The 25,115-nt window shown below is 72.2% G+C and carries 21 protein-coding genes and 3 pseudogenes; 11 read left to right on the plus strand and 13 right to left on the minus strand.

Going from position 1 to position 25,115, the window contains the following annotated elements; all coding sequences use genetic code 11:
- The 3 genes and pseudogenes from ACIQFZ_RS36165 to ACIQFZ_RS36175 all read left to right on the plus strand — a co-directional run.
- A pseudogene (locus ACIQFZ_RS36165) lies at positions 1-307 on the plus strand (IS701 family transposase); the annotation flags it as partial.
- Positions 308-563: 256 nt separating this feature from the next.
- Positions 564-1,372, plus strand: a pseudogene (locus ACIQFZ_RS36170) (transposase); the annotation flags it as partial.
- Between the two features lie 464 nt (positions 1,373-1,836).
- A complete protein-coding gene (locus ACIQFZ_RS36175; protein ID WP_383061491.1) occupies positions 1,837-2,217 on the plus strand; it encodes a DUF2511 domain-containing protein in 381 nt (126 codons plus the stop codon).
- Positions 2,218-2,319: 102 nt separating this feature from the next.
- Here ACIQFZ_RS36175 and ACIQFZ_RS36180 read toward each other — a convergent pair whose 3' ends face one another.
- Positions 2,320-3,081 carry a DeoR/GlpR family DNA-binding transcription regulator gene (locus ACIQFZ_RS36180; RefSeq protein WP_402693217.1) on the minus strand — a complete coding sequence of 254 codons (762 nt, stop codon included), beginning with the start codon at positions 3,079-3,081 and terminating at the stop codon, positions 2,320-2,322.
- A 460-nt stretch (positions 3,082-3,541) separates the two neighbouring features.
- On the opposite strand from ACIQFZ_RS36180, the gene ACIQFZ_RS36185 reads away from it, so the two are divergent.
- The 6 genes and pseudogenes from ACIQFZ_RS36185 (at position 3,542) to ACIQFZ_RS36210 (ending at position 10,528) form a co-directional block, all read left to right on the plus strand.
- The gene (locus ACIQFZ_RS36185) at positions 3,542-5,005 is read left to right on the plus strand and encodes an amino acid permease (protein ID WP_365779060.1); all 1,464 of its coding nucleotides are present in this window, start codon (positions 3,542-3,544) and stop codon (positions 5,003-5,005) included.
- On the plus strand, positions 5,002-6,435 hold the full coding sequence (locus ACIQFZ_RS36190; RefSeq protein WP_402693218.1) for an FGGY family carbohydrate kinase: 1,434 nt from the start codon (positions 5,002-5,004) through the stop codon (positions 6,433-6,435). Before ACIQFZ_RS36185 ends, ACIQFZ_RS36190 begins: the two co-directional genes overlap by 4 nt.
- A complete protein-coding gene (locus ACIQFZ_RS36195) occupies positions 6,432-7,868 on the plus strand; it encodes an NAD(P)/FAD-dependent oxidoreductase (RefSeq protein WP_402693219.1) in 1,437 nt (478 codons plus the stop codon). Before ACIQFZ_RS36190 ends, ACIQFZ_RS36195 begins: the two co-directional genes overlap by 4 nt.
- Complete coding sequence (locus ACIQFZ_RS36200) at positions 7,865-9,118, plus strand: NAD(P)/FAD-dependent oxidoreductase (protein WP_402693220.1); 1,254 nt, start codon at positions 7,865-7,867, stop codon at positions 9,116-9,118. Before ACIQFZ_RS36195 ends, ACIQFZ_RS36200 begins: the two co-directional genes overlap by 4 nt.
- A gap of 52 nt (positions 9,119-9,170) precedes the next feature.
- A pseudogene (locus ACIQFZ_RS36205) lies at positions 9,171-9,737 on the plus strand (MFS transporter); the annotation flags it as partial.
- Positions 9,738-9,844: 107 nt separating this feature from the next.
- The gene (locus ACIQFZ_RS36210; protein ID WP_376653646.1) at positions 9,845-10,528 is read left to right on the plus strand and encodes an adenosylcobinamide amidohydrolase; all 684 of its coding nucleotides are present in this window, start codon (positions 9,845-9,847) and stop codon (positions 10,526-10,528) included.
- Between the two features lie 57 nt (positions 10,529-10,585).
- Here ACIQFZ_RS36210 and paaE read toward each other — a convergent pair whose 3' ends face one another.
- The 10 genes from paaE to paaN all read right to left on the minus strand — a co-directional run bounded on the left by paaE (position 10,586) and on the right by paaN (position 20,212).
- Complete coding sequence (gene paaE / locus ACIQFZ_RS36215; RefSeq protein ID WP_365427139.1) at positions 10,586-11,707, minus strand: 1,2-phenylacetyl-CoA epoxidase subunit PaaE; 1,122 nt, start codon at positions 11,705-11,707, stop codon at positions 10,586-10,588.
- The gene (gene paaD / locus ACIQFZ_RS36220) at positions 11,707-12,219 is read right to left on the minus strand and encodes a 1,2-phenylacetyl-CoA epoxidase subunit PaaD (protein WP_376407550.1); all 513 of its coding nucleotides are present in this window, start codon (positions 12,217-12,219) and stop codon (positions 11,707-11,709) included. Before paaD ends, paaE begins: the two co-directional genes overlap by 1 nt.
- Positions 12,213-13,070 (minus strand): 1,2-phenylacetyl-CoA epoxidase subunit PaaC, encoded by an 858-nt coding sequence (gene paaC, locus ACIQFZ_RS36225; RefSeq protein ID WP_365427145.1) that lies wholly within the window; start codon positions 13,068-13,070, stop codon positions 12,213-12,215. Before paaC ends, paaD begins: the two co-directional genes overlap by 7 nt.
- Positions 13,071-13,083: 13 nt before the next feature.
- Positions 13,084-13,386: a 1,2-phenylacetyl-CoA epoxidase subunit PaaB gene (gene paaB, locus ACIQFZ_RS36230; RefSeq protein ID WP_361413914.1), complete on the minus strand. Its 303-nt coding sequence runs from the start codon at positions 13,384-13,386 to the stop codon at positions 13,084-13,086.
- Positions 13,383-14,396 (minus strand): 1,2-phenylacetyl-CoA epoxidase subunit PaaA, encoded by a 1,014-nt coding sequence (gene paaA, locus ACIQFZ_RS36235; RefSeq protein ID WP_365427148.1) that lies wholly within the window; start codon positions 14,394-14,396, stop codon positions 13,383-13,385. The genes paaB and paaA overlap by 4 nt, the downstream gene beginning before the upstream one ends.
- A gap of 161 nt (positions 14,397-14,557) precedes the next feature.
- Positions 14,558-15,391 carry an enoyl-CoA hydratase/isomerase family protein gene (locus tag ACIQFZ_RS36240; RefSeq protein ID WP_383061485.1) on the minus strand — a complete coding sequence of 278 codons (834 nt, stop codon included), beginning with the start codon at positions 15,389-15,391 and terminating at the stop codon, positions 14,558-14,560.
- A 283-nt stretch (positions 15,392-15,674) separates the two neighbouring features.
- Complete coding sequence (locus tag ACIQFZ_RS36245; RefSeq protein WP_376653649.1) at positions 15,675-16,535, minus strand: 3-hydroxyacyl-CoA dehydrogenase family protein; 861 nt, start codon at positions 16,533-16,535, stop codon at positions 15,675-15,677.
- Positions 16,532-17,287, minus strand: a complete 756-nt coding sequence (locus tag ACIQFZ_RS36250) for an enoyl-CoA hydratase/isomerase family protein (protein WP_361413925.1) — start codon at positions 17,285-17,287, stop codon at positions 16,532-16,534. Before ACIQFZ_RS36250 ends, ACIQFZ_RS36245 begins: the two co-directional genes overlap by 4 nt.
- On the minus strand, positions 17,284-18,507 hold the full coding sequence (locus tag ACIQFZ_RS36255) for a thiolase family protein (RefSeq protein WP_376548263.1): 1,224 nt from the start codon (positions 18,505-18,507) through the stop codon (positions 17,284-17,286). The genes ACIQFZ_RS36250 and ACIQFZ_RS36255 overlap by 4 nt, the downstream gene beginning before the upstream one ends.
- The gene (gene paaN / locus ACIQFZ_RS36260; RefSeq protein WP_383061482.1) at positions 18,500-20,212 is read right to left on the minus strand and encodes a phenylacetic acid degradation protein PaaN; all 1,713 of its coding nucleotides are present in this window, start codon (positions 20,210-20,212) and stop codon (positions 18,500-18,502) included. The genes ACIQFZ_RS36255 and paaN overlap by 8 nt, the downstream gene beginning before the upstream one ends.
- Before the next feature lie 95 nt (positions 20,213-20,307).
- Between paaN and paaI the strand changes: the two genes are divergently transcribed.
- Positions 20,308-20,739 carry a hydroxyphenylacetyl-CoA thioesterase PaaI gene (gene paaI / locus ACIQFZ_RS36265; protein WP_365430886.1) on the plus strand — a complete coding sequence of 144 codons (432 nt, stop codon included), beginning with the start codon at positions 20,308-20,310 and terminating at the stop codon, positions 20,737-20,739.
- Positions 20,736-22,082 (plus strand): phenylacetate--CoA ligase PaaK, encoded by a 1,347-nt coding sequence (gene paaK, locus ACIQFZ_RS36270; protein ID WP_383061480.1) that lies wholly within the window; start codon positions 20,736-20,738, stop codon positions 22,080-22,082. Before paaI ends, paaK begins: the two co-directional genes overlap by 4 nt.
- A 56-nt stretch (positions 22,083-22,138) precedes the next feature.
- Here paaK and ACIQFZ_RS36275 read toward each other — a convergent pair whose 3' ends face one another.
- Positions 22,139-24,586 carry an FG-GAP-like repeat-containing protein gene (locus ACIQFZ_RS36275; RefSeq protein WP_402693221.1) on the minus strand — a complete coding sequence of 816 codons (2,448 nt, stop codon included), beginning with the start codon at positions 24,584-24,586 and terminating at the stop codon, positions 22,139-22,141.
- A 153-nt stretch (positions 24,587-24,739) separates the two neighbouring features.
- Complete coding sequence (locus ACIQFZ_RS36280; protein WP_402693222.1) at positions 24,740-24,937, minus strand: antitoxin; 198 nt, start codon at positions 24,935-24,937, stop codon at positions 24,740-24,742.
- Positions 24,938-25,115 lie beyond the last annotated feature (178 nt).

A 25,115-nucleotide genomic window follows, 5' to 3' on the forward strand; every position in this document is an offset into this window, starting at 1 on the left:
GCTCGACGCCACTCTCGCGGACCTCGTCCGGATTGCCGGGTGCCGCTGGAAGATCGAAGAGTGCTTCCAGACCGCCAAGAACGAATGCGGCCTCGACGAGTACGAGGTTCGCCGTTACACCAGCTGGTACCGGCACATCACCCTCGCCATGCTCGCCCATGCCTTCCTCGCCGCTATGGCCACCCTGGAGCGCGAAAAGGGGGTCGTGACAACGACACTCCCGACCTCGTGGACCTCACACCGGCCGAGATCCGCCGTCTTCTGGCAACTGGCCGTCCGCCCCGAGAACACCGTGATCACGCCGTGAACTGGTCACGGTGGAGGCGACGTCACCAGGCACGCGCCCGCCACTACCACTACATGCGACGCGGCTACCTGTTCGCCGGCACCAGATGGAAAAAGCCCTCACACGCACGTGACACCCCGGCTAAACTCCCCGCCACCAGGCCGCTGATCAGCACAAATACCGAAGTCCGGCTGGAGTACTAGGGCCTGTTCCAGGTTCGGATCATTGGTTTTGGGATTCGCCGGTGGCGGGCGGCTGGGCCTGGTAGTTGTCGGGGGTGGCGCGTGGTGATCTCTCTGATGCCGAGTGGGAGTTGGTCGAGCCATTCTTGCCGGTGGGCGAGCACGGCCCGGTTCCTGACCTGCGGCGGCTGTTCAACGCCGTGATGTGGCGGTTCAGGGCTGGGTGCCCGTGGCGGGACGTGCCGCAGGAGTACGGCTCCTGGTCGACCGTTTACGGCGCGTTCCAGCGTTGGGCTCTGGCCGGGACCTTCCAGACGCTGATGGAGGGAATGATCGCCGAGGCGGCGGCCCGTGGACAGGTCGATCTCGACCTGGTCAGCGTGGATTCCACGGTCGCGCGCGCTCATCATCACGCGGCGGGTATGGCCGTCGAGCCCGAACTGCTGGACGAGCTGGAGAAGGCTGTCACCGAGGAAAAAGGGCTTCTCGAAAGGGGCAAAGCACACCGGTAACTCCGTCGGACGAGGACGGCGACGACGTGGTGCGTGAGGAACGGCGGCGTTTACGGCGGAGGCGCAGAGCCCGGCTCCGTGCGGCTGAACTGGGCCGTTCCCGGGGTGGACTGACCACCAAGACCCACCTCGCGGCCGAACGCCGGTGCCGGCCGCTGTCGTTCGTCCTCACTCCGGGACAGGCCGCTGACAGCCCACGCTTCGTCCCGGTACTGGAGGGCATCAAGGTGCGTGGCCCGGCCGGCCGCCCGCGCACCCGGCCCGGCGCCGTCGCCGCGGACAAGGCGTACTCCTCCCGCGCCAACCGCGCCTACCTGCGGCGACGCCGCATCCGCGGTGTCATCCCGGAGAAGGCCGACCAGGCCGCCAACCGCAAGAAGAGCGGCCCAAGGCGGGCCGGGACGGGCTGATGCGGGCCGAAGCGGTGGTAGTTTCCGCAGGTCGGAGGGAAACCACAGGTCAGAGCACGTGTGAGGAACCCCCGGAGGGGCGGTTCCGGTGACGTGCATGGGTGGTGCGCCTCTCTTCGAACTGGTGCCCGGGATGGCCGGGACGGACCCCATGGTCGGCCATGGTCGGACACGTCACCAAATCGCACCTTTTTGTTCTGTATCAACCTGTGCGGCACCGCAAAAGATGAGCCACCGAGCGTCCTTGGCCGCCAATCGTCCTGCGTCGTCTCCGCGGTCCGGCCGGACCGCTGCCCCCGGTCCGGCCGGACCGCGGAACCCCTGTCCGAGGCCGCCGCCCCAACTGACCGTCACGATCCCATCACAGAGCCGACATCACCTCCACCGTTGTTGTTAACCAGCCAGATGATGTTGTTTTCAGCCCCACGACATGTCCAAGGGGGACCATGCGCATCCGTGTCACCGCCGTTGCGGCCGCAGTCTTCGGTTGTCTCACCCTGACCGGCTGCACCGGCGGCACCGGCACAGCCGACCGCAACACCACTGAAAACGCCCAGCCCGCCACCACCCAGGGCGACGGCGACTCGACGGGCTACGTCACCGAACGGACCATCACCCCCTGGCCGTTCACCGTCGCCTCCGGCAACCTCGCCTGCGCCGGCGAGGCCGTCACCTTCATCACCGCCGAAGGCACCTACGGCCTCAACAGCCGCGCCCGGCAGAAGCACCCCGGCCCCGACCCCATCTGGGCCGGCGACCCCAACAACCCCGGCAAGAACATCTCCCTCGGCGCGGTCATCAGCCGCGGCCTGGAACTCTGCAAGTAGTCCGGCCCCGCCTTCCGCTCCGGGCGCCCCATCCCTGGCGCCCGTGGCGGTGGCCCGGGCTTGCCGGTCCCTGCCGCGCGGGCCGGCCGAAGTCCGGGCGGATCACCCCACGACGACCGTCGCCCCGGCCCGGGTGAGGGCGGTGCGCAGATCGGCCGGGCAGGGCCGGTCGGTGACGAGGGTGTCGAAGCCGTCCAGCTCGCATACGCGGTGGGCGGCCGTGCGGCCGAACTTGCTCGAGTCGGCCAGCACATAGCGGTGGGAGGCGTTGGCGAGCATGGCCCGCTTGGTGGCGACCTCGTCGAGGTGGAAGTCGGTGAGGCCGTAGGGGGCTATCCCGCCCGACCCGAGGAAGACGGCGTCCGCGCGCAGGTTGCCGAAAAACTCCACCGCCTGGGCGTTGGAGCAGGCGAGGTCGCCCGGCCTGAGCCGCCCCCCGCTGACCAGGACCTCCACCCGGGGGCGTGTGCTGACCTCCGCGGCCACGAGCAGGGACGGGGTGGCGATGACCCCGGCGTGGTCGGCGGGCAGTGCGCGGGCCACCTCCAGAGCCGTGGTGCCGACGTCGATGACGATGGTCTGGTTCGGCTCGATGAGTGCCGCCGCCGCCCGGCCGATGGTCTCCTTCTCCGCCGCGAGGCTGCCGCTGCGTTCGCTGAAGGGCGCCTCCTCCCCGACCGGTGCCTGGGCGCTGGTGGCGCCGCCGTGCACCCGGGAGAGCTCGCCGCGCCGCTCGAGCAGGGCGAGGTCCCTGCGGATCGTTTCGTGGGAGACGCCGAGCAACGTGGTCAGGTCGTCGGTGGTGACGAACTTCAGCCGGGCGATCTCGGCGACGATTCTGCGGTGGCGCTCGGCGGCGAGCACATCCCACCTCCTGGGGCAAGTGACCGTTTCTGTGGACCTGTGACTGCATTCTACGGTCGGCCGCTGCCGTGTCCGGGCCAAGCTTCCTCGCCTTCGCATACGCCCCTTGGCCGCCGTGCACGGTGAACGGCCCTTGACGACTGTCGGGCAAGGGTCCACACTTCCGGTAACACACGGTCAATGATCCACAGAAACGGTCATGCAGTGGGTTGCCGAGACCGCTTCGGCCACGGCCCTGTGCACCATCGCGGGCCCCGCCGCCCCTCAGGCGGACAGGCCCCGGCAGACCCCGGGCGGGGCGTGCCCGCACAGCCGACCGGGTTCGGTTGCTCACGTTCACTGGCTCTCGCACTCCACGGCGGGGCACTCTGAAGCAGGGAAAAGAGTCATGGCACACGCAGAATCAGGTCCCCACAGATCAGGAACAGGCGCCCCGGGCGAGGGTGAGCCCAAGCCGCGGATGGCGCGGGAGCTCGGCTGGTACGCCTCGTTCTCCGTGGCCTTCGGGTTCGTCTCCATCGCCACCGGCATCTTCACCACCTACGGCTCGGTGCTCGCGACCTCCGGCCCACGGGGCATCTGGGCCTGGCCGATCTCCGTGATCGGCCAGCTCTCCATCGCGCTGGTCTTCGGCGCCCTCGCCGCACGCATCCCGATCAGCGGCTACTCGTACCAGTGGGTGTCACGGATCGTGGGCCCGGTATGGGGCTGGATCATGGGATGGATCTCGTTCGCCTTCCTGGGCGTGGTCCTGGTCGCCGTCGACTACACGATCGCCTCCACCATCCTTCCGGAGCTGTTCCGCTATGTCGGCACCACGCAGAACGCCTGGGTGATCACCGCCGGCGTCGTACTGCTCCAGGCCCTCCTCGTCGCCGCCTCCACCCGCACCACCCACCGGGTCAACAGCGTGGCCGTGACCGTGCAGCTCGTCGGCATGATCGCCCTGACCGTGCTGCTGTTCGCGGTGGGCGCCTTCACCGGCAAGCTCGACTTCGGGCACCTCTTCGACACCGGGACCGTCCCCGAGAGCGGCTACTACGCCCTGGGCGGCGGCACAACGGCCGGACCGTTCGCCCTGGCGTTCCTGCTCGGCGCGTTCACCATCGTCGGCTTCGAGTCGGCGGCCAACCTGGCCGAGGAGACCAAGAACCCGGCCCGGGTCATCCCCAAGGCCATGGTCCAGGCCGTGCTCTCGCTGGGCGTGCTCGGCTTCCTGTTCCTGGTGGCGGTCACCGCGGCGGCCGGCCGGGTCGACGGTGTCGGCGCGTCGGCCACTCCCGTGGCCACCGTCATCACCGCCGTGCTCGGCTCGGTCGTCGGCAAGATCCTGCTGGTCCTGGTCGTCGTGTCGATCTTCTCCTGCGGACTGGTGATCACCCTCAGCGGCACTCGCCTGGTCTACGCGATGTCCCGCGACGAGCGCTTCCCCGGCTGGCGGCTCCTCAAGCGCCTCGACCGGCGCACCGCCACGCCCCTGTACGCCTCGGTGTTCATGATGCTCATCGCGCAGATCATCCTCGCGGTCTTCTCCCACTCCACCGACGCGCTCTTCCAGCTGTTCTCCGCCGGAACCCTGCTGCCCGCCCTCATCTACGCCGGAACCGTCGCGATGTACGCCATCAAGCGCCGCTCCCTGCCCGCGTCCCAGGGCTTCTCGCTGGGCCGCTGGGAGGTGCCGGTGCTGGTCGTCGCGGGCGTCTGGCTGGTGTACGAGCTGCTGATCTTCCGGGATGCTTCCTTCCGTGCCCCGTGGACCTACGTCCTCGTCCTGGTCGCGATCGGTGCCGTCTACTTCACCGGTCTGCTGATCCGGCGCGGGCGCGAGGGGCTGACCATGCCGGACATGGCTGACGTCGACCGCGCCCTGGACACCGCCGACGGCACGTCCGCGGGCGCCGTCGGGGAAGGGAGCGCACGATGACCGCGATCCTCGCCATCGACCAGGGCACCTCGGGCACGAAGGCCATCGTGGTCGACCCCGAGGAGGGAACCGTCGCCATCGCCGAGGAGACCGTCCGCCCCACCTACCTGAACGGCGGCGGGGTCGAGCAGAACCCGCACGAACTGCTCGACTCCGTCCTCAACGCCGGCCGCCGCGCGGTGAGCGCGGCCGGCCGTCCCATCGCCTGCATCGCCCTCGCCAACCAGGGCGAGACGGTCCTGGCCTGGGACCCGGCCACCGGAACACCCCTGACCCAGGCGCTCGTGTGGCAGGACCGGCGCGCGCAGAGCGTCTGCGACGAACTGGCCGAGCACGCCGAGAGTGTCGCCCGGCGCACCGGCCTCGTCCTCGACCCGTACTTCTCCGCGCCCAAGATGGCCTGGCTGCGGCGCAACCTCACCCGCGACGGGGTGGTGACGACCACCGACACCTGGCTGGTGCACCACCTCACGGGGGAGTTCGTCACCGACGCCGTCACCGCCAGCCGCTCACTCGTCCTCGACCTGGACACCGCCGCCTGGGACGAGGGACTCCTGGACCTGTTCGGTCTCGGCGGCGAACGGCTGCCCCGCATCGCCGCCTGCGACGAGGTCGTCGGCACCACCCGGGCCTTCGGCCAGGAGATGCCGGTGGCCGGGCTGATCGTCGACCAGCAGGCGGCCCTGGTCGCGGAGCGCTGCCTGGAGCCGGGCACCGCGAAATGCACGTACGGCACCGGCGCGTTCCTGCTGGCGAACACCGGCCTGAACCCGGTGCGCTCCAGCGCGGGACTGACCACCTCGGTGGCCTGGCGGGCGGCCGGCCGGACGCCGTACTGCGTGGACGGCCAGGTCTACACCGTCGCCTCGGCGGTGCGCTGGCTCCAGGACCTCGGCCTCATCCAGTCCGCGACCGACCTGGACACGCTGGCGGCGGCCGACGCCGAAGGGGTGCTGTGCGTGCCCGCGTTCGCCGGCCTCGCCGCCCCCTGGTGGGCACCGGAGGCCACCGCCTCCTTCACCGGCATGACCCTGGCCAGCCGACGCGAACACCTCGTCCTCGCCGTGCTCCAGGGAATCGCCGCGCAGGTCGCCGAACTGGGCGCCCTGGTCGCCAAGGACCTCGGCCGGCCCCTGACCCAGCTGCGCGCTGACGGCGGACTGACCAACTCCGCCGTCCTCATGCAGGCCCAGGCCGACATCGCGCAGATGCCGGTCGACATCTACCCCCACGCCCACGCCACCCCTCTGGGGGCGGCCGCACTGGCCCGCTGCGCCCTCGATCCGGTGCTCGGGCTCGAAGAAGCCGTCGGCGACTGGCAGCCGAGCACCGTTTACGAACCCCGCTGGTCCGCCGACCGGGCCGAGGAGTTCCGCACCGCATGGGCGCAGGCCGCGACGGCCCGCGCCACCGAGGGAGACCATTCATGACCGCCACCCCGCACCGCCCGCACGACGACGTCTACGACGTCGCGGTGATCGGCGGAGGCATCGTCGGCGCGGCGATCGCACGCGAACTGTCCGGCTACGACGTCCGCGTCGCGCTGCTCGACGCCCGCGACGACGTCGGCGACGCCACCAGCAAGGCGAACACCGCGATCCTGCACACCGGCTTCGACGCCAAACCCGGCACGCTCGAATCCCGCCTGGTCGCGCGCGGCTACCACCTGCTGAGCGCCTACGCCGAAGCCACCGCCATCCCCGTCGAACACACCGGTGCCGTGCTGGTGGCCTGGACCGACGAGGAACTCGGCGCGCTGCCCGGACTGAAGGAGAAGGCCGAGGCCAACGGCTACCCGCACTGCCGGATCATCGACGCCGACGACGTCTACCGACTGGTCCCCGACCTCGGCGAGGGAGTGCTGGGCGGCCTGACCGTGCCGGACGAGTCCATCATCTGCACCTGGACCACGAACCTCGCCCTGGCCACCGACGCGCGGCAGCGCGGCACAGCGATCCTGCTCGAACACGCCGTGACCGGCGTCGACGCAGGGGACGAGGAGACCACCCTGCACACCTCGGCCGGTGACGTACGGGCCCGCTGGGTCGTGAACGCCGCCGGTCTCGGCGCCGACCACATCGACCGGCTCTTCGGCCACGACCGCTTCACCGTCACCCCCCGCCGCGGTGAACTCTTCGTCTTCGACAAGCTCACCCGCCCCATGGTGAACAAGATCGTGCTGCCGGTGCCCTCTTCCCGGGGCAAGGGCGTACTGATCTCCCCGACCATCTACGGCAACGTCATGCTCGGCCCCACCGCCGAGGACCTCTCCGACCGCACCGACACCGCCACCTCCGAAGACGGCTTCGACTTCCTGCTCACCAAGGGCGAACGCCTCATGCCGCGTCTGCTGGCCGAAGAGGTCACCGCCAGCTACGCCGGGCTGCGCGCCGCGATCGACCACCCCGACTACCTCATCGAGGCCGGTCCGGAGCAGCGGTACCTCCTCGTCGGCGGGATCCGCTCCACCGGCCTGACCGCAGGCATCGCCATCGCCGAACACGCCCGCACCCTGCTGGAGGAGGCCGGCCTGACCCTGCGCCCGCGCGCCGACCTGCCCGAGCCGCCGCGGATGCCCAACATCGGCGAAGCCACCCAGCGCCCCTACCAGGACGCCGACCTCATCGCCCGCGACCCCGCCTACGGCACCATCGTCTGCTTCTGCGAACGGGTCACCGAGGGCGAGATCCGCGACGCCTGCCACGCCCCGGTACCCGCCCGCAGCCTGGAGGGACTGCGCCGCCGCACCCGCGCGATGAACGGCCGCTGCCAGGGCTTCTTCTGCGGCGCGGCCGTCGCCGCCCTGCGCGAGAAGCACCACACCCACGACGGCTGCCGCAGCCAGCACAAGGACAACCGATGACCCACCAGCCGCCCCTGACCACGCCCGACGTCCTCATCATCGGCGGCGGGCCCGCGGGCCTGACCGCCGCCGCCGAACTGGCCGGACTCCGGGCCGGCCGTGTCCTGGTCGTCGACCGGGAGCAGGACGCCGGCGGCATCCCCCGGCACAGCGACCACACCGGCTACGGTCTGCGCGACCTGCGCCGCGTGATGACCGGACCCGCCTACGCCCGCCACCTCGTGCGGCAGGCCACCCGGGCCGGAGCGGAGATCCGCACCCGCACCATGGTCACCGGCTGGGCCGACGAGGACACCGTCGACGTCACCAGCCCCGACGGGCGCTACCGCATCCGGCCGCGCGCCATCGTGCTGGCCACCGGCGCCCGCGAACGGCCCCGCACCGCACGCCGCATCCCCGGCGACCGCCCCCACGGCGTCTACACCACCGGCCAGTTGCAGAACCTCGTCCATCTGCACCACCAGCCCGTCGGCAAGCGGGCCGTCATCGTCGGCGGCGAACTCGTCAGCTGGTCCGCGGCCGTCACCCTGCGCGAGGCCGGCTGCACCCCCGCCCTCATGGTCAGCCAGTACCCGAAGGCGGAGTCCTACGCCGCCTTCAACGCGGCCGGTCGCACCGTGCTGCGCGTGCCCGTCGCCACCCGCACCCGCGTCACCCGGGTCATCGGCAAGGGCCGCTGCCAGGCCGTGGAGATCGAGCACCTCGACACCGGCCGGCGCCGCACGGTCGCCTGCGACACCGTCGTCTTCACCGGCGACTGGATCCCCGACCACGAACTCGCCCGCGCCGCCGGCATCACCCTCGACGAAGGCACCCTCGGCCCCCTCACCGACACGGCGCTGCGCACCAGCCGCCCCGGCGTCTTCGCCGCCGGCAATCTGCTGCACCCCGTCGACACCGCCGACGTCGCCGCCCTCGACGGCAGGCACGTCGCCCAGCAGGTCGTCCGCCACCTGAACGGCGAGGACCGGCCGGCCGAGGGCGTCCGACTGACCGCCGACGCCCCCTTCCGCTGGGTCGCCCCGCAGATCCTGCGGCCGAACGACCCCGCACCCGCCCGGGGGCGCCTGCTGCTGTGGACCGACGAGTTCGTCCGCTTCCCCAAGGTGACCGTCCGTCAGGACGGACGCACCCTCGCCCGCCGCACCCTCGCCTGGCCGGCCGCCCCCGGTCGCGTCTTCCGTGTCCCCGCCGGCCTGCTCGACGACGTCTCGCCCACCGGCGGCCCGGTCCACATCGGTCTGCACTGACCCCCGGACGGCCGCTCGCGGGCACATCCGGTGCCCGTGTGGGGAATGTCGCTTGTCGGACCGGATGGGGTACTCCGAGACGCACGGCCTGCTGATCCTGATCGCCACCATGGTGGTGCTGATGCTGCTGATCAACCAGGTCGGCAAGCTGTCCGACCGGCTCGGCCGGAAACCGGTCCTGATGACCGGCATGCTCGGCTTCCTGCTGCTCTCCGTACCGGCGTTCCTGCTGGTCGAGCAGGGCTGCCTGGTCGCGGTGTCCGCGGGGATACTGATGCTCGGGCTGTCGCTGGTGTGCCTGCTCGGGACGATGTCCGCGGCGCTGCCCGCCCTGTTCCCCACCCAGGTGCGCTACGGCTCGCTGTCCATCGGCTACAACCTCTCCGCCTCCCTCTTCGGCGGGACGACCCCGCTGGTGATCACCGCGCTGATCTCGGTCACGGGCAGCGACCTGATGCCCGCGTACTACTCCATGGCCGCGGCGCGCGTCGGCGTGATCTCGGTGGCGTGCATGAAGGAGACGGCCCGCCGACCTCTGGACGGCTCCCCGCCGTCCGTCGCGACCCCGGAGGAGGCCGCGGAACTGGTCGGGAGCCAGGCCTCGTTGCCCAAGTTCTGACCGGCCGACGGGAGAGTGCGGGCGGGCAGTCGGACCCGGCCCGTCGGACCCGGGCCCCTCCGCGTACCATCAGCGGGCCCGTTCCGTCAGCAAGGAGTGCTGAGTTCGTGACCTCCGTCGTCGCGCCGTTCACAACTGCCGGTCTGCCGGCCCCGCGGTGGCTGACCCGCACCGAGGACGGACTGCGGCTGCCCGCGCTGGTGTGGCATGTCGGTCCGGGGTGGCGGATGGTCAGCAACGCCGTGCTCGGCGGCGGTATCGGAGAGCGCGCCTGGGTCCTCAACGCGCAGGTGGCCCACGGCTATCGGCGCACCGACCCCGAACGGCACCTCGCCGAGCTGGCCGGGGCGGCCGGGCTGGACGGCGCGGGGGTGGGTCTGATGACCGCCGCCGACGTCACGGCTCACGGCAGCGCGGAGGACGGCGGTGCCACCGCGGTCGCCACCGCGGGCATCCGGGTGCGCGGATGGGCCGCTTCCCCGGCACCGGGGACGGATGGCCCTGGCGCGCCCGGCACCATCAACGTCGTCGCCGCGCTCCCGGCCGCCCTGTCGGACGCCGCACTGGTCAACGCCGTGGTCACCGCGACCGAGGCCAAGGTCCAGGCGCTGCTGGAGGCGGGCTACGACTGCTCCGGCACCCCCACCGACGCCGTGTGCGTGGCCGCCCGTACCCCGGGCGACGGCGACGAACTCCACACCTTCGCCGGACCGCGCTCGCTGTGGGGCGCGCGCCTGGCCCGCGCCGTTCACGGGGCGGTGCGTACGGCCCTGCCCGTTCCCGGGGAGTGAGGAGCGCATCCAGCCGGCAGGCCGCCGCCACCGCCGAGCGCCGCCCTCACGTGGGCCTCAGCTGTCGAAGTCGACGGTCAGGGAGTCGGACACGGGGAACGTCTGGCAGGTCAGGACGTAGCCGGCGTCGACCTCGGAGGGCTCCAGCGCGTAGTTGCGGCGCATGTCGGCCTCGCCGTCGGTGACCAGGGCGCGGCAGGTGCCGCACACGCCGCCCTTGCAGGCGAAGGGCATGTCCGGGCGTACCCGCGTCGCCCCGTCCAGGATCGTCGTCTCGCGGGAGAGCGGGGACGTGGTGGAGCGGCCGTCGAGCGTGATGGTGACCTGGCTGACCGGGCCGTCGCCCGTGGCGTCCTCGTGGCGGACCGTGCGGATCGGCTCGTCGTCGGCGAAGAACAGTTCCTGGTGGACGCGGTCCGCCGGTACACCGAGGTCCCCGAGCAGCTTCTGCGCGTCGCGGACCATGCCGTGCGGGCCGCACAGCCACCAGTGGTCGGCGCTCTTCACGTCGACGAGCCCGTCGATGAGCGCGGCCAGGCGCTCGGAGTCCAGGCGCCCCGAGAGGAGTTCGGCCTCGCGCGGTTCGCGGGACAGGACGTGCCCGAGCTGGAAGCGGGTGGGGTAGAGGTCCTTCAGGTCGGCGAGCTCGTCGGCGAACATCACCGTGTCGGTACGGCGGTTGCCGTAGAAGAGGGTGACCCGTGAGCGGGAGTCGGCGGCCAGGACGGACTCGGCGATGGACATCATCGGGGTGATGCCGGAGCCGGCGGCGATCAGGACGTGATGGCCCGGTTCGGCGAGGTCGGGGGTGAAGGCGCCGGTGGGGGCCATCACCTCGATGGTGTCGCCGGGGCGGACGTCCTCCACCAGCCAGGAGGAGAACAGGCCGCCGGGCACCACGCGCACGCCGATGCGGGGGCGGGCGCCGACGGGGGAGCAGATGGAGTACGACCGGCGCTCGTCGCGCCCGTCGACCTCGCGGCGCAGCGTGAGCGACTGGCCGGGACGGTAGGCGAACTCCTGCGCCAGCTCCTCGGGTACGTCGAAGCTGACGGCGGCCGCGTCCGAGCACAGCGGCTGCACCGCGGCGACCCGCAGCGGGTGGAAGGCCGGACGGCGGCGCCGCCGCGCGGGGGCGGCGGACACGTCGGTCTCCGTCGTCGTGGTGGTCGGGGCCATCAGATCTCCTTGACGTACTCGAACGGCTCAAGACAGCTGCGGCAGCGCCACAGTGCCTTGCAGGAGGTGGCGGCGAAGCGGGACGTCTCCTCGGTGTCCGACGACCCGCAGCGGGGGCACGCCACCGCGCGCCGGATGGCGGACAGCTCCAGCGGCACGGGTCCGCCGGCGCGCCGGGGCGCGCTGCCGGGAGGCGCGATGCCCGCCTCGGTGAGCTTGCGCCGGCCCTCGGCCGTGATCCAGTCCGTCGTCCACGGCGGGTCGAGGACGGTACGGATCTCCACCTGTGAGAAGCCGGCCGCGCGCAGTCGCGCGGCCACGTCGGCGCGCATCTCCGCCATCGCGGGACAGCCGGAGTAGGTGGGGGTCAGCCCGGCGACGACCGTGCCGTCCGGCCGCAGCTCGACGGTGCGCAGCACGCCGAGGTCGGCCAGGGTGAGCATGGGCAGCTCCGGGTCCGGGACCTGCTCGGCCACGTGCCGCGCACGCCGCTCGTCCAGTGCGCTCACCATGTCGCCTCCGGGTGCGCGCGGGCCACGCTCTGCAACTCCTCCAGCAGCGGGGCCAGATGCTCGGTGTGGTCGCCTTCCCTGCCCTGACCGGGCAGCGCCTCGGCCTCGGGTGACTCAAGACCGGCGGCGTCGAGGACCTGCCCGAGCACGGCCGTCGTCTCCTCCCGCACGTCCGCCGGGTCGACGCCGAAGCCCGGTCGCGGCGCGAAGAGTTCGGCCGTGTACGGGGCCACGGCGGCCAGCGCCGCCCGCATCCGCCGGTGGGACTCCTCCGTGCCGTCGCCCAGGCGCACCACCCAGTCCGCCGCGAACTGCCGGTGGTAGGCCAGCTCGTTGACGCCCTTGGCGGCGATCGCCTTCAGGACCGGGTCCTGCGTGGTGGCGGCGAGCCGCTGGAAGACGGCCAGGCGCCAGCAGGACAGGACCAGCAGCCGGGTGACGGAGAACGCGAAGTCCCCGTTGGGGAGTTCGGCGAGACGGACGTTGCGGAAGTCCGCCGGGTCCCGGAAGTAGGCGTAGGCGTCCTCGTCCCGGCCGGTGCCGTCGACCTGGCCGGCGCGGGCGTACAGCAGCCGTGCCTGGCCGAGCAGGTCGAGGCCGATGTTGGCCAGGGCGACCTCCTCCTCCAGTTCCGGCGCCCGGGTGCACCACTGGGATAGGCGCTGCGCGCCGACCAGGGCGTCGTCCCCGAGGGCGAGGCAGTACGCGGCCAGCTCGGCGGGCTCGACCGTGTCCGGCACGGTGGTGTCGACGCCGTGCAGCGGGTCCTCGAAACCGGTGCCGAAGGCCCAGCGGGCGTCCGACTCCCCGTGCTCCTCGGCCAGGGACAGGTAGACGTGGTCGTCGCTCATGTCCGTCCTGCTCCTAGATGTGAGGGACATCGTCGGGGATGTCGTAGAAGGTGGGGTGCCGGTAGACCTTGTCGGCGCTGGGCGCGAAGAAGGGGTCCTTCTCGTCGCGGGTGGAGGCGGCTATGTGCTCCGAGCGCACCACCCAGATGCTCACGCCCTCGTTGCGCCGGGTGTACAGGTCGCGGGCGTGGGTGAGCGCCATGGCGTCGTCGGCCGCGTGCAGCGAGCCGACGTGCACGTGGTTCAGGCCGCGCTTGCCGCGGACGAACACCTCGTACAGCGGCCAGCTGTCCTTCTTCCCCTCGGTGTTGCTCATGCCGCCGTTCCTTCCTCGTTGTTCCCGGCGTCCCGGGTGGCCCCGGACCGGGCGGCCCGCTTGGCCGCGTGGGCGGACGCCGCCTCGCGCACCCAGGCACCGTCCTCGTGCGCGGCCTTCCGCCGTGCCATGCGCTCCTCGTTGCACGGCCCGTCGCCGCTGATCACGCGCTTGAGCTCGGACCAGTCGGGGGTGCCGAAGTCGTGGTGGCCGCGCTCCTCGTTCCAGCGCAGCTCGGGGTCGGGCAGGGTGACGCCCAGCTTGGCGGCCTGCGGGACGGTCATGTCGACGAAGCGCCGGCGCAGCTCGTCGTTGCTGTGCCGCTTGATTTTCCAGGCCATCGAGGCGGCGGAGTTGGGGGAGTCGCCGTCGGGCGGGCCGAACATCATCAGGGACGGCCACCACCAGCGGTTCACCGCGTCCTGCACCATCTCGCGCTGGGCGTCGGTGCCGCGCATCATCGTCATCAGCAGCTCGTAGCCCTGCCGCTGGTGGAACGACTCCTCCTTGCAGATCCGCACCATGGAGCGGGCGTAGGGGCCGTACGAACTGCGGCACAGCGGCACCTGGTTGCAGATCGCCGCGCCGTCGACGAACCAGCCGATCACGCCGACGTCCGCGAAGGTCGGCGTCGGGTAGTTGAAGATCGACGAGTACTTCTGCCGGCCCTCGATGAGGCGCTCGGTGAGGTCAGCGCGGTCGGCGCCCAGGGTCTCGGCCGCCGAGTACAGGTACAGGCCGTGCCCGGCCTCGTCCTGGACCTTCGCGAGGAGGATGGCCTTGCGGCGCAGCGAGGGGGCCCTGGTGATCCATTCACCCTCGGGCTGCATCCCGATGATCTCCGAGTGGGCGTGCTGCGCGATCTGCCGGATCAGCGTCTTGCGGTAGCCCTCGGGCATCCAGTCCCGGGGCTCGATCCGCTGGTCCTTCGCGATCGTCGCGTCGAACTGCTCCTGGAGCCGCTGCTCCGCGCTGTCGCCGCTCGACACTGCGCCGTGTGACGTGGTCATCGATACCAGCTTCCCTACCGACCATTCGTTCGGGTAATAGTCTGTCGAATTTTCCCGGCCCCGGCAACCCCTGATCCGGGATCGCCCCGACCGCACGCGGCCGCCGGGCGGTACGAGGGCCGCCGCCGCGTGCGGCGCCCCTCGCTTCAGAGGCCTACTGCTCAGCGGCCCTCGAAGGACGGCTTCTCCTTGGCGAGGAAGGACCGCACGGCGCCGCGGTGGTCGTCGGTGGCGCCGAGGCGCTCCTGGGCCGCCGCCTCACGCTCCAGCACCCCGCTCAGCGCCGCCCCGGCCGCCGCGTACCGCAGCAGTGCCTTGACCTCGCCGTACGCGGCGGTGGGTCCCGCCGCCAGCCGCCGGGCCAGCGCCAGCCCCTCGGCCGCCGCCTGCCCGTCGGGCACGATCCGGTGCACCAGCCCCGACTGCCGTGCGTCCTCGGCGTCGAAGCGGTCGCCGAGCAGCATGAGGGCGGCGGCACGCGACGGGCCGACCGCCTGGGCCAGCGACAGGCTCAGACCGCTGTCGGCGGCCAGCCCGATCCCGGTGAACGCGGTCGAGAAGCGCGCGCCCTGCGACGCCACCCGCACATCGGCGCACAGAGCGAGACCCAGCCCGGCCCCGACACACGCGCCCTCGACCGCCACGACCACCGGCACAGGCAGCGCGTGCAGCGCTTCCACCAGCGGGTTGTACTCGGCGCGCACCACGGCGAACGCCGACGCCGGGCCGCGCTCCAGGGCCTCGGCGTGCTCCTTGAGGTCCTGTCCGACGCAGAAGTTCCGGCCCTGGGCGGTCAGCAGCACCGCGCGGACCGGCTCGCCGTCCCCGTCGCCGGCCACCCGGCGGACGGCGGCCAGCAGCCCGGACCGCAGGGCCGCGTCGAGCGCGTTGCCCGCGGCGGGCCTGCACAGTTCGACGACCGCGACGCCGTCCTCGACGCGGTAGCCGACACCCTGCCCCGCCGCGTCGGGGGAGGCCGCTTCCGGCGGCGTCACCGGTAACCTCCGAGGACGCCCCCGGCTTCAGCCGGGGGATGAATGGGACTCCTGCGGAGCAGGGCAGGGAGCGGAGTTTCGCCCAAAAGGCGAAAGATCGCCCGGGCGGTCGGGTAGCCTGGCTGTCGGGCGTTGCGAGAGCCAAGCACGCGCAACTCCTTTGTCTTGACGGGCAACCGGGCAGGTTCCGTCCCGGCTGGTGCTGAGAGCGTCAGACTCGTTCGCTCGCTGAGCGAACGAGCTGCTTGAGCCAGAAATCCCCCTGCTTCAGCTGGGGGAGGGTTCAATGCCATGTGTAGAACCCCTGTCCCGACTTGCGGCCCAGTTCGCCTCGGGCGACCTTGTCGCGCAGCAACTGCGGCGGGGCGAACCGCTCCCCGAGCGTGGCGTGCAGATACTCGGCGATGGCCAGGCGCACGTCGAGCCCGACCAGGTCGGTCAGGCGCAGCGGGCCCATGGGGTGCCTGTAGCCGAGGCTCATCGCGTCGTCGATCGCCTCCGGCTCCGCCACCCCCTCCTCGACCATGCGGATCGCCTCCAGGCCGAGCGCCAGGCCGAGACGGCTGCTGGCGAAGCCGGGGGAGTCGTTGACGACGACGTCCTTCTTGCCCAGCGCCCGGGTCCAGTCCAGGGCGGCCCGTACGACCTCGGGCGAGGTCTCCGGCGCCACGACGATCTCGATCAGTTCGGAGGCGGGCACGGGGTTGAAGAAGTGCATGCCCAGGAAGCGGCCCGGCACCTTCAGCGCCGCGGCCAGGTCGGTGACCGACAGGGAGCTGGTGTTGGTGGCCAGCACGGTCGTGTCGTCCACCGCCGCCTCGGCCGCGGCGAGCAGCCCGGCCTTCAGTGCCGCGTTCTCGGGCACGGCCTCGACGACCAGCTCGGTGCCCGGCGCCAGCCCCTCCACGGACTCGGCGGTCGTGACCCGGGCGAGCACCCGCTCGGCGGGCTCGGCCAGGCGGCCGCGCTCGGCGGCCCGCCGCAGCCCGGTGGCGATCCGGTCCACGGCGGCGGCCGCGGCCTGCGCGCTGCTCTCCACGACGGTCACCGACGAGCCGGCGGCCGCGAACGACTGTGCGATGCCGGCCCCCATCCGGCCGCCGCCGATCACACCGACGACGGCGGGCACGCTCGGACTGCTCATGCCTTGCTCCTGTTCTTCTTCGCCAGAAAACGCGTCATGCGGTCCTGCTTGTCCTGGCCCTCGAAGAGCACGGCCTGCGCCAGGTCGTCGGCGACCGGGTGCGCGCCCGGCGCGTCGACGACGAGCTTGGTCAGGCGCAGCGCGGTGGCCGAGGACCGCGCCATGCGGTCCAGCAGCGCGTGCGCCTCGTCCAGCAGCCTCTCCGCCGGTACGACGTCGATGACCAGACCCGCGGCCAGGGCCGCCGGGGCGTCCAGGTTCCGCCCGGCGAGCAGCACCTGCTTGGCGACCGACTCGCCGACCAGCTCGGGAAGCCGCCAGCACGCCCCGGCCGCCGCCAGGATGCCGAGCCCCGGCTCCGGATTGCCGAAGACGGCGTCGGGTCCCGCGATACGGATGTCGCAGGCGTAGGACAGCTCCGCCCCGCCGCCCAGCGCCCAGCCGTCGACGGCCGCCACGGTCGGCATGGGCAGCCTGCGCACCCGCTCGAACAGGCGGCTGTTGATCCCCTGAAGCGCCTCGTCCCGGCCCCGCCGCAGCAGCTCCGCGATGTCCGCGCCGCCCGCGAACACGTTGCCGTGGCCGGTGAGCAGGAGCAGCTTCGGATCGTCCTCCAACAGGTCGCACACCGCGTGCAGTTCGCGGATCATGAGCCCGCTGATCGCGTTGCGCGCCTCGGGGCGGTGCAGGGTCACCACGACCCGGTCCTCGCGCTCCTCGACGAGCAGCGTCTCGTACGCGTCCCGGCTCACACCCGCTCCACCAGCATCGCCATGCCCTGTCCCACGCCCACGCACAGCGTCGCCAGGCCCCGGCGCGCGTCCTCGCGCTCCAGGCGGCCGAGCAGCGTGAGCAGGATGCGGGCGCCCGAGCAGCCCAGCGGGTGGCCGAGCGCGATGGCGCCGCCGTCGGCGTTGACCTTGTCCTCGTCGAGCTTGAGCCGGCGTACGACGGCCAGCGCCTGCGCGGCGAAGGCCTCGTTGAGCTCGACGGCGTCCAGGTCGGCGGTCTGCCAGCCGGCCCGGCCCAGCGCCTTCTGCGTGGCGGGAACCGGGCCCAGGCCCATGAGGTTGGGCTGCACGCCGGCCGAGGCGGAGGTGACGACACGGGCGCGCGGGGTGAGCCCGTACCGGTCGACGGCCGCCGCGCTCGCCACGACCAGGGCCGCCGCGCCGTCGGACAGCGGGGAGGCCGAGCCCGCGGTGACGATGCCGTCCTTGCGGAAGATGGTGCGCAGGGAGCCCAGCTTCTCCAGCGTCGTCGACGGGCGCGGCCCCTCGTCGCGCTCCACCAGGCCGTCCTTCACCGGGACCGGGACGATCTCGCGGTCGAAGTGCCCGGCCTCCTGCGCGGCGACGGCCCGCCGGTGGCTGCGCAGCGCGAAGGCGTCGGAGTCGGCGCGGGTGATGCCGTCGAGCGCGGCGACCTCCTCGGCCGTCTCACCCATGGACAGGGTCGTCTTCACCGTCTCCGGACCGGCCCCGGCGGGCACCGCGCGGTCGGCGGCGGCGAAACGCGGGTTGGTGAAGCGCCAGCCCAGGGACGTGTCGTGCAGCTCGCCCGGTTTGGCCCACGGGGTGCCCGGCTTCTCCATCACCCACGGGGCGCGGGTCATCGACTCCACGCCGCCCGCGACGACGAGGTCGGCCTCGCCGGACCGGATCGCCTGGGCGGCCGAGGCGACCGCGGTCAGGCCCGAGGCGCACAGCCGGTTGACGGTGTAGCCGGGCACGGTGTGCGGGAGCCCGGCGAGCAGGACGGCCATGCGCGCCACGTCGCGGTTGTCCTCACCCGCCTGGTTGGCCGCGCCCAGGATCACCTCGTCCACGGCCTCGGCCGGGATCGCGGCGCGGCGCACGGCCTCACCGACCACCAGCGCCGCCAGGTCGTCGGGGCGTACGGAGGCCAGGGCGCCGCCATAGCGGCCCTGCGGGGTGCGGGCCCCGTCGATCAGATAGACCTCGTCAGGCATGGGTGCTCTCCTCGATGGCGACGGGGCGGCGCGACTGGAGCGTCGCGAAGCGGCCGGTGACGAACGCGGGGTCGGACAGGGTGGCGCTGGCCGCGGGGTTGGCGGCGCTGCCGTGGAAGTCGCTGAACGCGGCGGACTGGTTGACGAAGACCTGGCCGGTGAGGTTCTCCGACAGGTGCACTCCCGCCTCCAGGGCCGCCGACTCGGCGGCGGCGAGGACCTCTTCGCTCGTGGAGTGCACGGCGGCGGTCAGCGCGCCGTGGGCGCGCACCGTCTCACGGAAGATCCGCAGGCTGTGCTCGGTGGAGTCGGTGGCGATGACGAAGGAGACGGGCCCGAACCACTCGCGGGTGTACGTCTCCTCGTCCGCCCCCGCGTCCAGGCGCGCCACCAGCGGCGTACGGACGGTGGCCGCCGAGTGCTCGGGGTGCTCCACCGGCTGCGAGGCGTGCACGATGGTGCCCAGCGCCGCCGCCTTCTCCAGCCGGTCGAGCACACCGTCGTTGACGATGGCGCCGAGCGTGCCGGCCGCCCGCTCCGGGTCGCCGAGCAGCTTGTCCAGCGCGGCGCCCAAATCCGCGGCGAACTCGTCGGCGGTCCTGACGCCCTGGTCGGTGGCGATGCCGGCGCGGGGGATCAGCAGGTTCTGCGGGGTGGTGCACATCTGGCCGCTGTAGAGGGACAGCGAGAAGGCGAGATTGCGCAGCAGCCCGCGGTAGTCGTCGGTGGAGTCCAGGACGACCGTGTTCAGGCCCGCCTTCTCGGTGTACACGGCGGCCTGGCGGGCGTTGGTCTCCAGCCAGTCGCCGAACTCCGTGGAGCCGGTGAAGTCGATGATGCGGACGTCCGGGTGGAGCGCGAGGAAGCCCGCGGTGCGCTCGCCGGGCTCCTCGGCGGCCAGGACCACGAGATTGGGGTCGAAACCCGCCTCGGCCAGGACCTCGCGGGCGGTGCGCACGGTGAGCGCCAGCGGCAGCACGGCGCCCGGGTGCGGCTTGATCACCACGGGGTTGCCGGTGACCAGACTGGCGAACAGGCCCGGATAGCCGTTCCAGGTGGGGAAGGTGTTGCAGGCGATCAGCAGGGAGACACCGCGTCCGACGGACGTGAACTTCTTGTCCATCACCAGCGCCCCGCCCTTGCGCTGGGGCTTGGTCCAGCGCGCCGAGCGCGGGTGCCGCTTCTGCTCCGCCCAGGCGTAGGCGACGGCCTCCAGACCGCGGTCCTGCGCGTGCGGGCCGCCCGCCTGGAACGCCATGACGAAGGCCTGTCCTGTGGTGTGCTGCACGGCGTGCGCGTTCTCGAAACTGGCCGCGTTCAGCCGGGCCAGGATCTCGGCGGCGACGCCGGCGCGTACATCGGGGCCCGCGTCGCGCCAGGGGCCCGTGGCGGCCTTGGCGGCGGCCACCGCCTCCTCGGGCGAGACCCGGGGGTAGCCGATGCCGAGGCCGAAGCCGTAGGGGGAGGTCTCGGCGGCCTGCACGGTCCCCTCCCCGGGGTGCCCGGGCAGCGCGAACGGCTTGCCCAACTGGTCCCGGAAAGCGGCCTCACCGAGCTTCGGGGCCTCCTCGCCGTACACCGACTTGCTGGGCGACTCCGGGTACGGAGTCCAGTGGTCCCGGCTCTCGGTGGCCGCGACCGCCGCCTCCAGCAGCTCACGGTGGCGGGCGAAGAAGTCGACGGGCTCGGGAGTGGTGCGGGGCATGCGGTCCACCTCTTGACAGGCAGTGGTGATGCTTGATTACTTGGCTTTGCCGACGCTAACCGAATGTTCGGTCGGTACACAAGGTGGTGGAAAACGTGACGCAGGCCACTGACGTCGATCCCGGTCCGGTCGAGACGATGTTCGCCGCGGACCTGGCTTCCCGGAATCTCGGCATCGAGCTGACGCACCACGGCGAAGGGACCGCCGAGGTGCGGATGACCGTGACGCCGGCGATGGTCAACGGGCATCGGATCGCCCACGGCGGCTTTCTCTTCCTGCTCGCCGACACCGCGTTCGCCTGCGCCTGCAACAGCCACGGACCCGTGACGGTCGCGGCGGCGGCCGACATCGACTTCATCGCCCCGGCCCATGAGGGCGACGTCCTCGTGGCAACGGCCTGCGAGCGCACCCGGTACGGCCGCAGCGGGATCTACGACGTGAGCGTGCGGCGCGGCGACGAGGTGATCGCGGAGTTCCGCGGGCGCAGCCGCAGCCTACGAAGCGAGAAGACGAAGGAGTCGCAATGAGCAGCGAAGTGACGGCCCCGGTGGATCAGGGGCCCCGGCTGGGACAGCCCCTCCCGGACGAGCTGCTGGACAGCGGCGAGCGCATGACCCGCGAGCAGCTCCGCGATGTGCAGCTCAGCCGGCTCCGCGCGACCCTCCGCCACGCCTACGACAACGTCGAGCTGTACCGCAGGAAGTTCGACGGGGCCGGCGTGACCCCCGACGACTGCCGTTCCCTCGAGGACCTGGCCCGCTTCCCCTTCACCACCAAGGCCGACCTGCGCGAGACCTACCCCTTCGGCATGTTCGCCGTCCCCATGTCCGAGGTCCGGCGCATCCACGCCTCCAGCGGCACCACCGGCCGCCCCACCGTGGTCGGCTACACCGAGAACGACCTGTCGACCTGGGCCGACCTCATCGCCCGCTCCATCCGTGCCGCGGGCGGCCGGCGCGGCCACAAGGTCCACATCTCCTACGGCTACGGCCTGTTCACCGGCGGCCTCGGCGCGCACTACGGAGCCGAGCGCGCCGGATGCACCGTGATCCCCGCCTCCGGCGGCATGACCGCGCGCCAGGTGCAGATCATCCGGGACTTCGAGCCCGAGATCATCATGGTCACGCCCTCCTACATGCTGACCCTGCTCGACGAGTTCGAGCGGCAGGGCGTGGACCCGCGCACCAGCTCCCTGAAGGTCGGCATCTTCGGCGCCGAGCCCTGGACGGAGGCCATGCGCCGGGAAATAGAGGAGCGCATGGACATCCACGCCGTCGACATCTACGGACTGTCGGAGGTCATGGGCCCGGGTGTGGCGCAGGAGTGCGTGGAGACCAAGGACGGACTGCACGTCTGGGAGGACCACTTCTGTCCCGAGGTCGTCGACCCGATCACCGGTGAGGTGCTGCCCGACGGCGAGAGCGGCGAGCTGGTGTTCACCTCGCTGACGAAGGAAGCCCTGCCGATCATCCGCTATCGCACGCGTGACCTCACCCGCCTGCTGCCCGGCACCGCACGGCCCGCCTTCCGCCGTATCGAGAAGATCACCGGCCGCAGCGACGACATGATCATCCTGCGGGGTGTGAACGTCTTCCCGAGCCAGATCGAGGAGGTCGTGCTGCGGGTGCCCGACGTCGCGCCGCACTTCCAGATCCAGTTGACCCAGCGCGGCCGCATGGACCACATGACGGTCCACATCGAGGCCCGTCCCGGCGCCGGGACGGAGCAGCGCGAGGCGGCCGCCAGGACGATCACCAAGGGGGTGAAGGACTCGGTCGGCATCAGCGTCGAGGTGTGCGTAGTCGATCCGGAGAGCCTGGAGCGCTCGGTGGGCAAGATCCGCCGGGTCCGGGATCTGCGCCGGGGATGAGGCCCGGCCCTGGCCGCCGCGACCGGTGGACACGACCACCGATCGCGGCGTGACGGTCAGGGCGCCAGGTTCTGCCCGAGGTGGGCGCCGGCGGGTGTGCCCAGGACGGTGTCGCGCAGGGCGACGGTCCGGGCGAGACCGAAGCCGGTGCCGCTGACGGGCGTGTACAGCAGCAGGCCGTTGCCAGCGTCCTCTCCTTCCGCGCCGAAGACGAGCCCCGCGCGTCCGTGGCCGGTCATGTCCGTCAGGGCGACGGAGGAACCGAACCGGTCGCCCGTCTCCGCCGCGTCCAGGATCCCGGGGGTGTCCTGGTTGAGGGCGAAGGAGCCGGTGGTCGTCAGACCGGACGCGGAGCCCCGGAGCAGGGTCGCCTGCCCGGCGTCGCGGTGGTGGACGCCGTCGCGGGTGAGGCCTTCTCCGGGGGCGCCGACGAGGACGTCCGCGTAGCCGTCCGCGTCGTGGTCCCCGACGGAGACCGCCTCGCCGAAGCCGTCACCGGCCCGGTCGGTGCCCGCCACGCCCACACCGTCCTGGTGGACGACCTTCATACCGTTGGTCGTGAGCCCGGTCGCCGCACCGCGGACCACGGTGACCTGGCCCCCTGCCGCACCGCCCGATTCCGGGGCGTGGGGCTGGCCGATGACGAGGTCGTCGTAGCCGTCGCCGTCGATGTCTCCCGCGGCGACGTAGCGGCCGCCCCGCACCGGGAGGACTCCCCGCTCGGTCAGCCCGTGCGCGGAGCCGGCGAACCACACCACGCGCCCGGTGCCGCCGCTGTCGGTGTAATTGAGGGCGACGTCCGCGTAGCCGTCCCCGTTGAAGTCGCCGGTCGTGGCGTCCAGGTGGGAGACCGGGCCCTTGGTGTTGGTCAGCGGCCCGGCGGTGGTGGCGCCCGCGGTCAGCCGTACGCTCCAGGTGCCGCCGTTGCCGGTACCGGCCGCGAACACGTCCGCCCGGCCGTCGCCGTCGAAGTCGCCGACGGCGACCGCCGAGCCGAACCGCGACCCGGCCGGCTCGACGCCGGAGGTGGTGTACGAGAACCCGGAGTTCAGACCGGGTCCGAACAGGACGGTGACCGCGCCCCGGTCCGCGTGCCCGTGGCCGTCGTCCTTGCCGGGCACACCGATCGCGAGGTCGGCGTAGCCGTCGCCGTTGACGTCGCCCCACGCGGTCGCGGCGCCGAAGTTGTCGCCGGGCGCGGAGGAGCCGGGGACCCCGGTGCTGTCCTGGGTGATCGTCACCTTCGAGGCTGCGGCCGGGCCGTCGAGGCCGCCCGGGATCACCGTCACGCCGCCGGCGCCGCCCGACGCCCTGGGCATGCCGGCTGCCAGGTCGCCGGTGCCGTCGCGGTTGAAGTCGGAGGTGGGCGGCGCGTGCGAGATCCCCGGTGTCCCGGCCAGCTCGGCGATCCGGGCGGCCTCCCCGGCGGTCCCGCCGCCGTCGGCACGGGCACCGCTGCCGGTGCCCAGCGCGACCTTGCCGGCCGGGTCGATGCCGTACATCCCGAACTTCCACGCCACGATCCGCGCGATGGCGTCCCGCGCGACCGGGCTCGGCTTTGCGGTCGTGAAGTCGCCGATGAAGGAGATGCCGACCGTGCCGGTGTTGGAACCGCGCTCGTGCGCGCCGACCACCGGCAGGTCCGTGCCGCCACCACGGCCCTCGAAGACCTGACCGCAGCGGTCGACGACGAAGTTGTAGCCGATGTCGTCGTAGCCGCGCGCGAGGTGACCCTGCTGGAGGGTGCGCAGCCGTGCGCCGGACTGGGCGCAGGAGAGCTCGTTGTCGCTGCCGGCCCCGGTGTCGTGGACGACCGCGGCCTCGATCCGCGTTCCGTATCTCGGTGTGCTGCCGTGTCCGGTCCAGGCTCCCCACTGCGCCTGAGTGATGACCGGCGGCCGCACCACCGTCGACGGACGCGCGGCCGGGACGGTGCGCGGTGCGCCGCCCGGCGCGGACCCGGTGGCCTGAGCGGACCCGGTGGACGAGGCGGGCGCGGACCCGGGCGCGTCCTCGGACCCAGTCGTGCCCCTGGACCCCGTGCCGGGGTCCAGCAGCTTCACGTCCAGCCCCGCGGGCAGACCCGTGGCGGGCGTGCCGTCGCCCCTGAGAACGCGCACCTCCACACCGTCCGCGTCACCGGTCCACACGGAAGCGGTGCCGCCCCGGACCCCGGCCCGCTGGGCCTCCGCCCCGTCGGCGGACAACGGGTCGTCCGGCAGGCTCCGCCAGTCCGACCACTCGCCGGTCGCCACCGAGCGGGAGCGCAACTCGGCGGTCCCGCCCAGCTCGGCACGCGGGTCGTCCCAGGTCAGCAGCGCGGCACTGAACCTGTCCGTGTCCCACTGAGGCAGCGCCCAGTGCCCCTCGCCCTGGTCTGCCGGCCGCAGCGTCCGCACAGCCGGTATCCGCTCGTGGCCCCGCGGCTGTTCGGGCGGAGACGCCATCGCGTAGGTGACGACTCCGGCCCCCGTCAGCACGGCGGCCCCACCCGTCAGCCACACTCGCCGGTTCAGGCTCCGTAACGCGTTCGCCCGCCCAGTTCGGCGACCCACCATCCCACCCCAAGAAAGTCCGACGCTCGGCACGCGTGTCACAGGTGCCACTAGCCAAGCGCACGGACCTCACCAGGTGTCACACCCGCGGGTGCCGCCGGCTCAGTCCTTGTGCTTGCCCAGCTTGTCCACGGCGTCCTGCGCCTTGTCGACGACGGTGTCGATCGTGCTGCTGTGCTTGCCGCCCGTCTTGCCGTCGATGAAGTCGCCGGCCTTCTCCAGTCCGTCGGAGATCTTGTCGCCGTGGGCTTCGGCGATGTCCTCGACCTTGCCCTTCAGGTGCTTCAGCTGGTCGAACATGCGCGTGCGACTCCTCTACGGGGCTGTAGTAGCTCGGGACGCCATGATCTCACGACGCGGGCCCGGCGGAGTTTTGAAAAAAGACGCGACTGAACTGTGGGAGGTGACACGGGACTCGTGGGTCGGCAGGGAAAGATGCGCGCGTAGATTGCCCGCAATGGGATGCAGGACCGCCCAA

This window comes from Streptomyces sp. NPDC093064, assembly GCF_044754605.1.
GTDB lineage: Bacteria > Actinomycetota > Actinomycetes > Streptomycetales > Streptomycetaceae > Streptomyces.

What these genes read in the sequence shown, in the direction of transcription:
- ACIQFZ_RS36175 (WP_383061491.1), top strand. Translation starts at nt 1,837, where the DNA reads ATGCGCATCCGTGTCACCGCCGTTGCGGCCGCAGTCTTCGGTTGTCTC.
- ACIQFZ_RS36185 (WP_365779060.1), top strand. Translation starts at nt 3,542, where the DNA reads ATGGCGCGGGAGCTCGGCTGGTACGCCTCGTTCTCCGTGGCCTTCGGG.
- ACIQFZ_RS36190 (WP_402693218.1), top strand. Translation starts at nt 5,002, where the DNA reads ATGACCGCGATCCTCGCCATCGACCAGGGCACCTCGGGCACGAAGGCC.
- ACIQFZ_RS36195 (WP_402693219.1), top strand. Translation starts at nt 6,432, where the DNA reads ATGACCGCCACCCCGCACCGCCCGCACGACGACGTCTACGACGTCGCG.
- ACIQFZ_RS36200 (WP_402693220.1), top strand. Translation starts at nt 7,865, where the DNA reads ATGACCCACCAGCCGCCCCTGACCACGCCCGACGTCCTCATCATCGGC.
- paaE (WP_365427139.1), bottom strand. Translation starts at nt 11,707, where the DNA reads ATGGCCCCGACCACCACGACGACGGAGACCGACGTGTCCGCCGCCCCC.
- paaD (WP_376407550.1), bottom strand. Translation starts at nt 12,219, where the DNA reads ATGGTGAGCGCACTGGACGAGCGGCGTGCGCGGCACGTGGCCGAGCAG.
- paaC (WP_365427145.1), bottom strand. Translation starts at nt 13,070, where the DNA reads ATGAGCGACGACCACGTCTACCTGTCCCTGGCCGAGGAGCACGGGGAG.
- paaB (WP_361413914.1), bottom strand. Translation starts at nt 13,386, where the DNA reads ATGAGCAACACCGAGGGGAAGAAGGACAGCTGGCCGCTGTACGAGGTG.
- paaA (WP_365427148.1), bottom strand. Translation starts at nt 14,396, where the DNA reads ATGACCACGTCACACGGCGCAGTGTCGAGCGGCGACAGCGCGGAGCAG.
- ACIQFZ_RS36245 (WP_376653649.1), bottom strand. Translation starts at nt 16,535, where the DNA reads ATGAGCAGTCCGAGCGTGCCCGCCGTCGTCGGTGTGATCGGCGGCGGC.
- ACIQFZ_RS36255 (WP_376548263.1), bottom strand. Translation starts at nt 18,507, where the DNA reads ATGCCTGACGAGGTCTATCTGATCGACGGGGCCCGCACCCCGCAGGGC.
- paaN (WP_383061482.1), bottom strand. Translation starts at nt 20,212, where the DNA reads ATGCCCCGCACCACTCCCGAGCCCGTCGACTTCTTCGCCCGCCACCGT.
- paaK (WP_383061480.1), top strand. Translation starts at nt 20,736, where the DNA reads ATGAGCAGCGAAGTGACGGCCCCGGTGGATCAGGGGCCCCGGCTGGGA.
- ACIQFZ_RS36280 (WP_402693222.1), bottom strand. Translation starts at nt 24,937, where the DNA reads ATGTTCGACCAGCTGAAGCACCTGAAGGGCAAGGTCGAGGACATCGCC.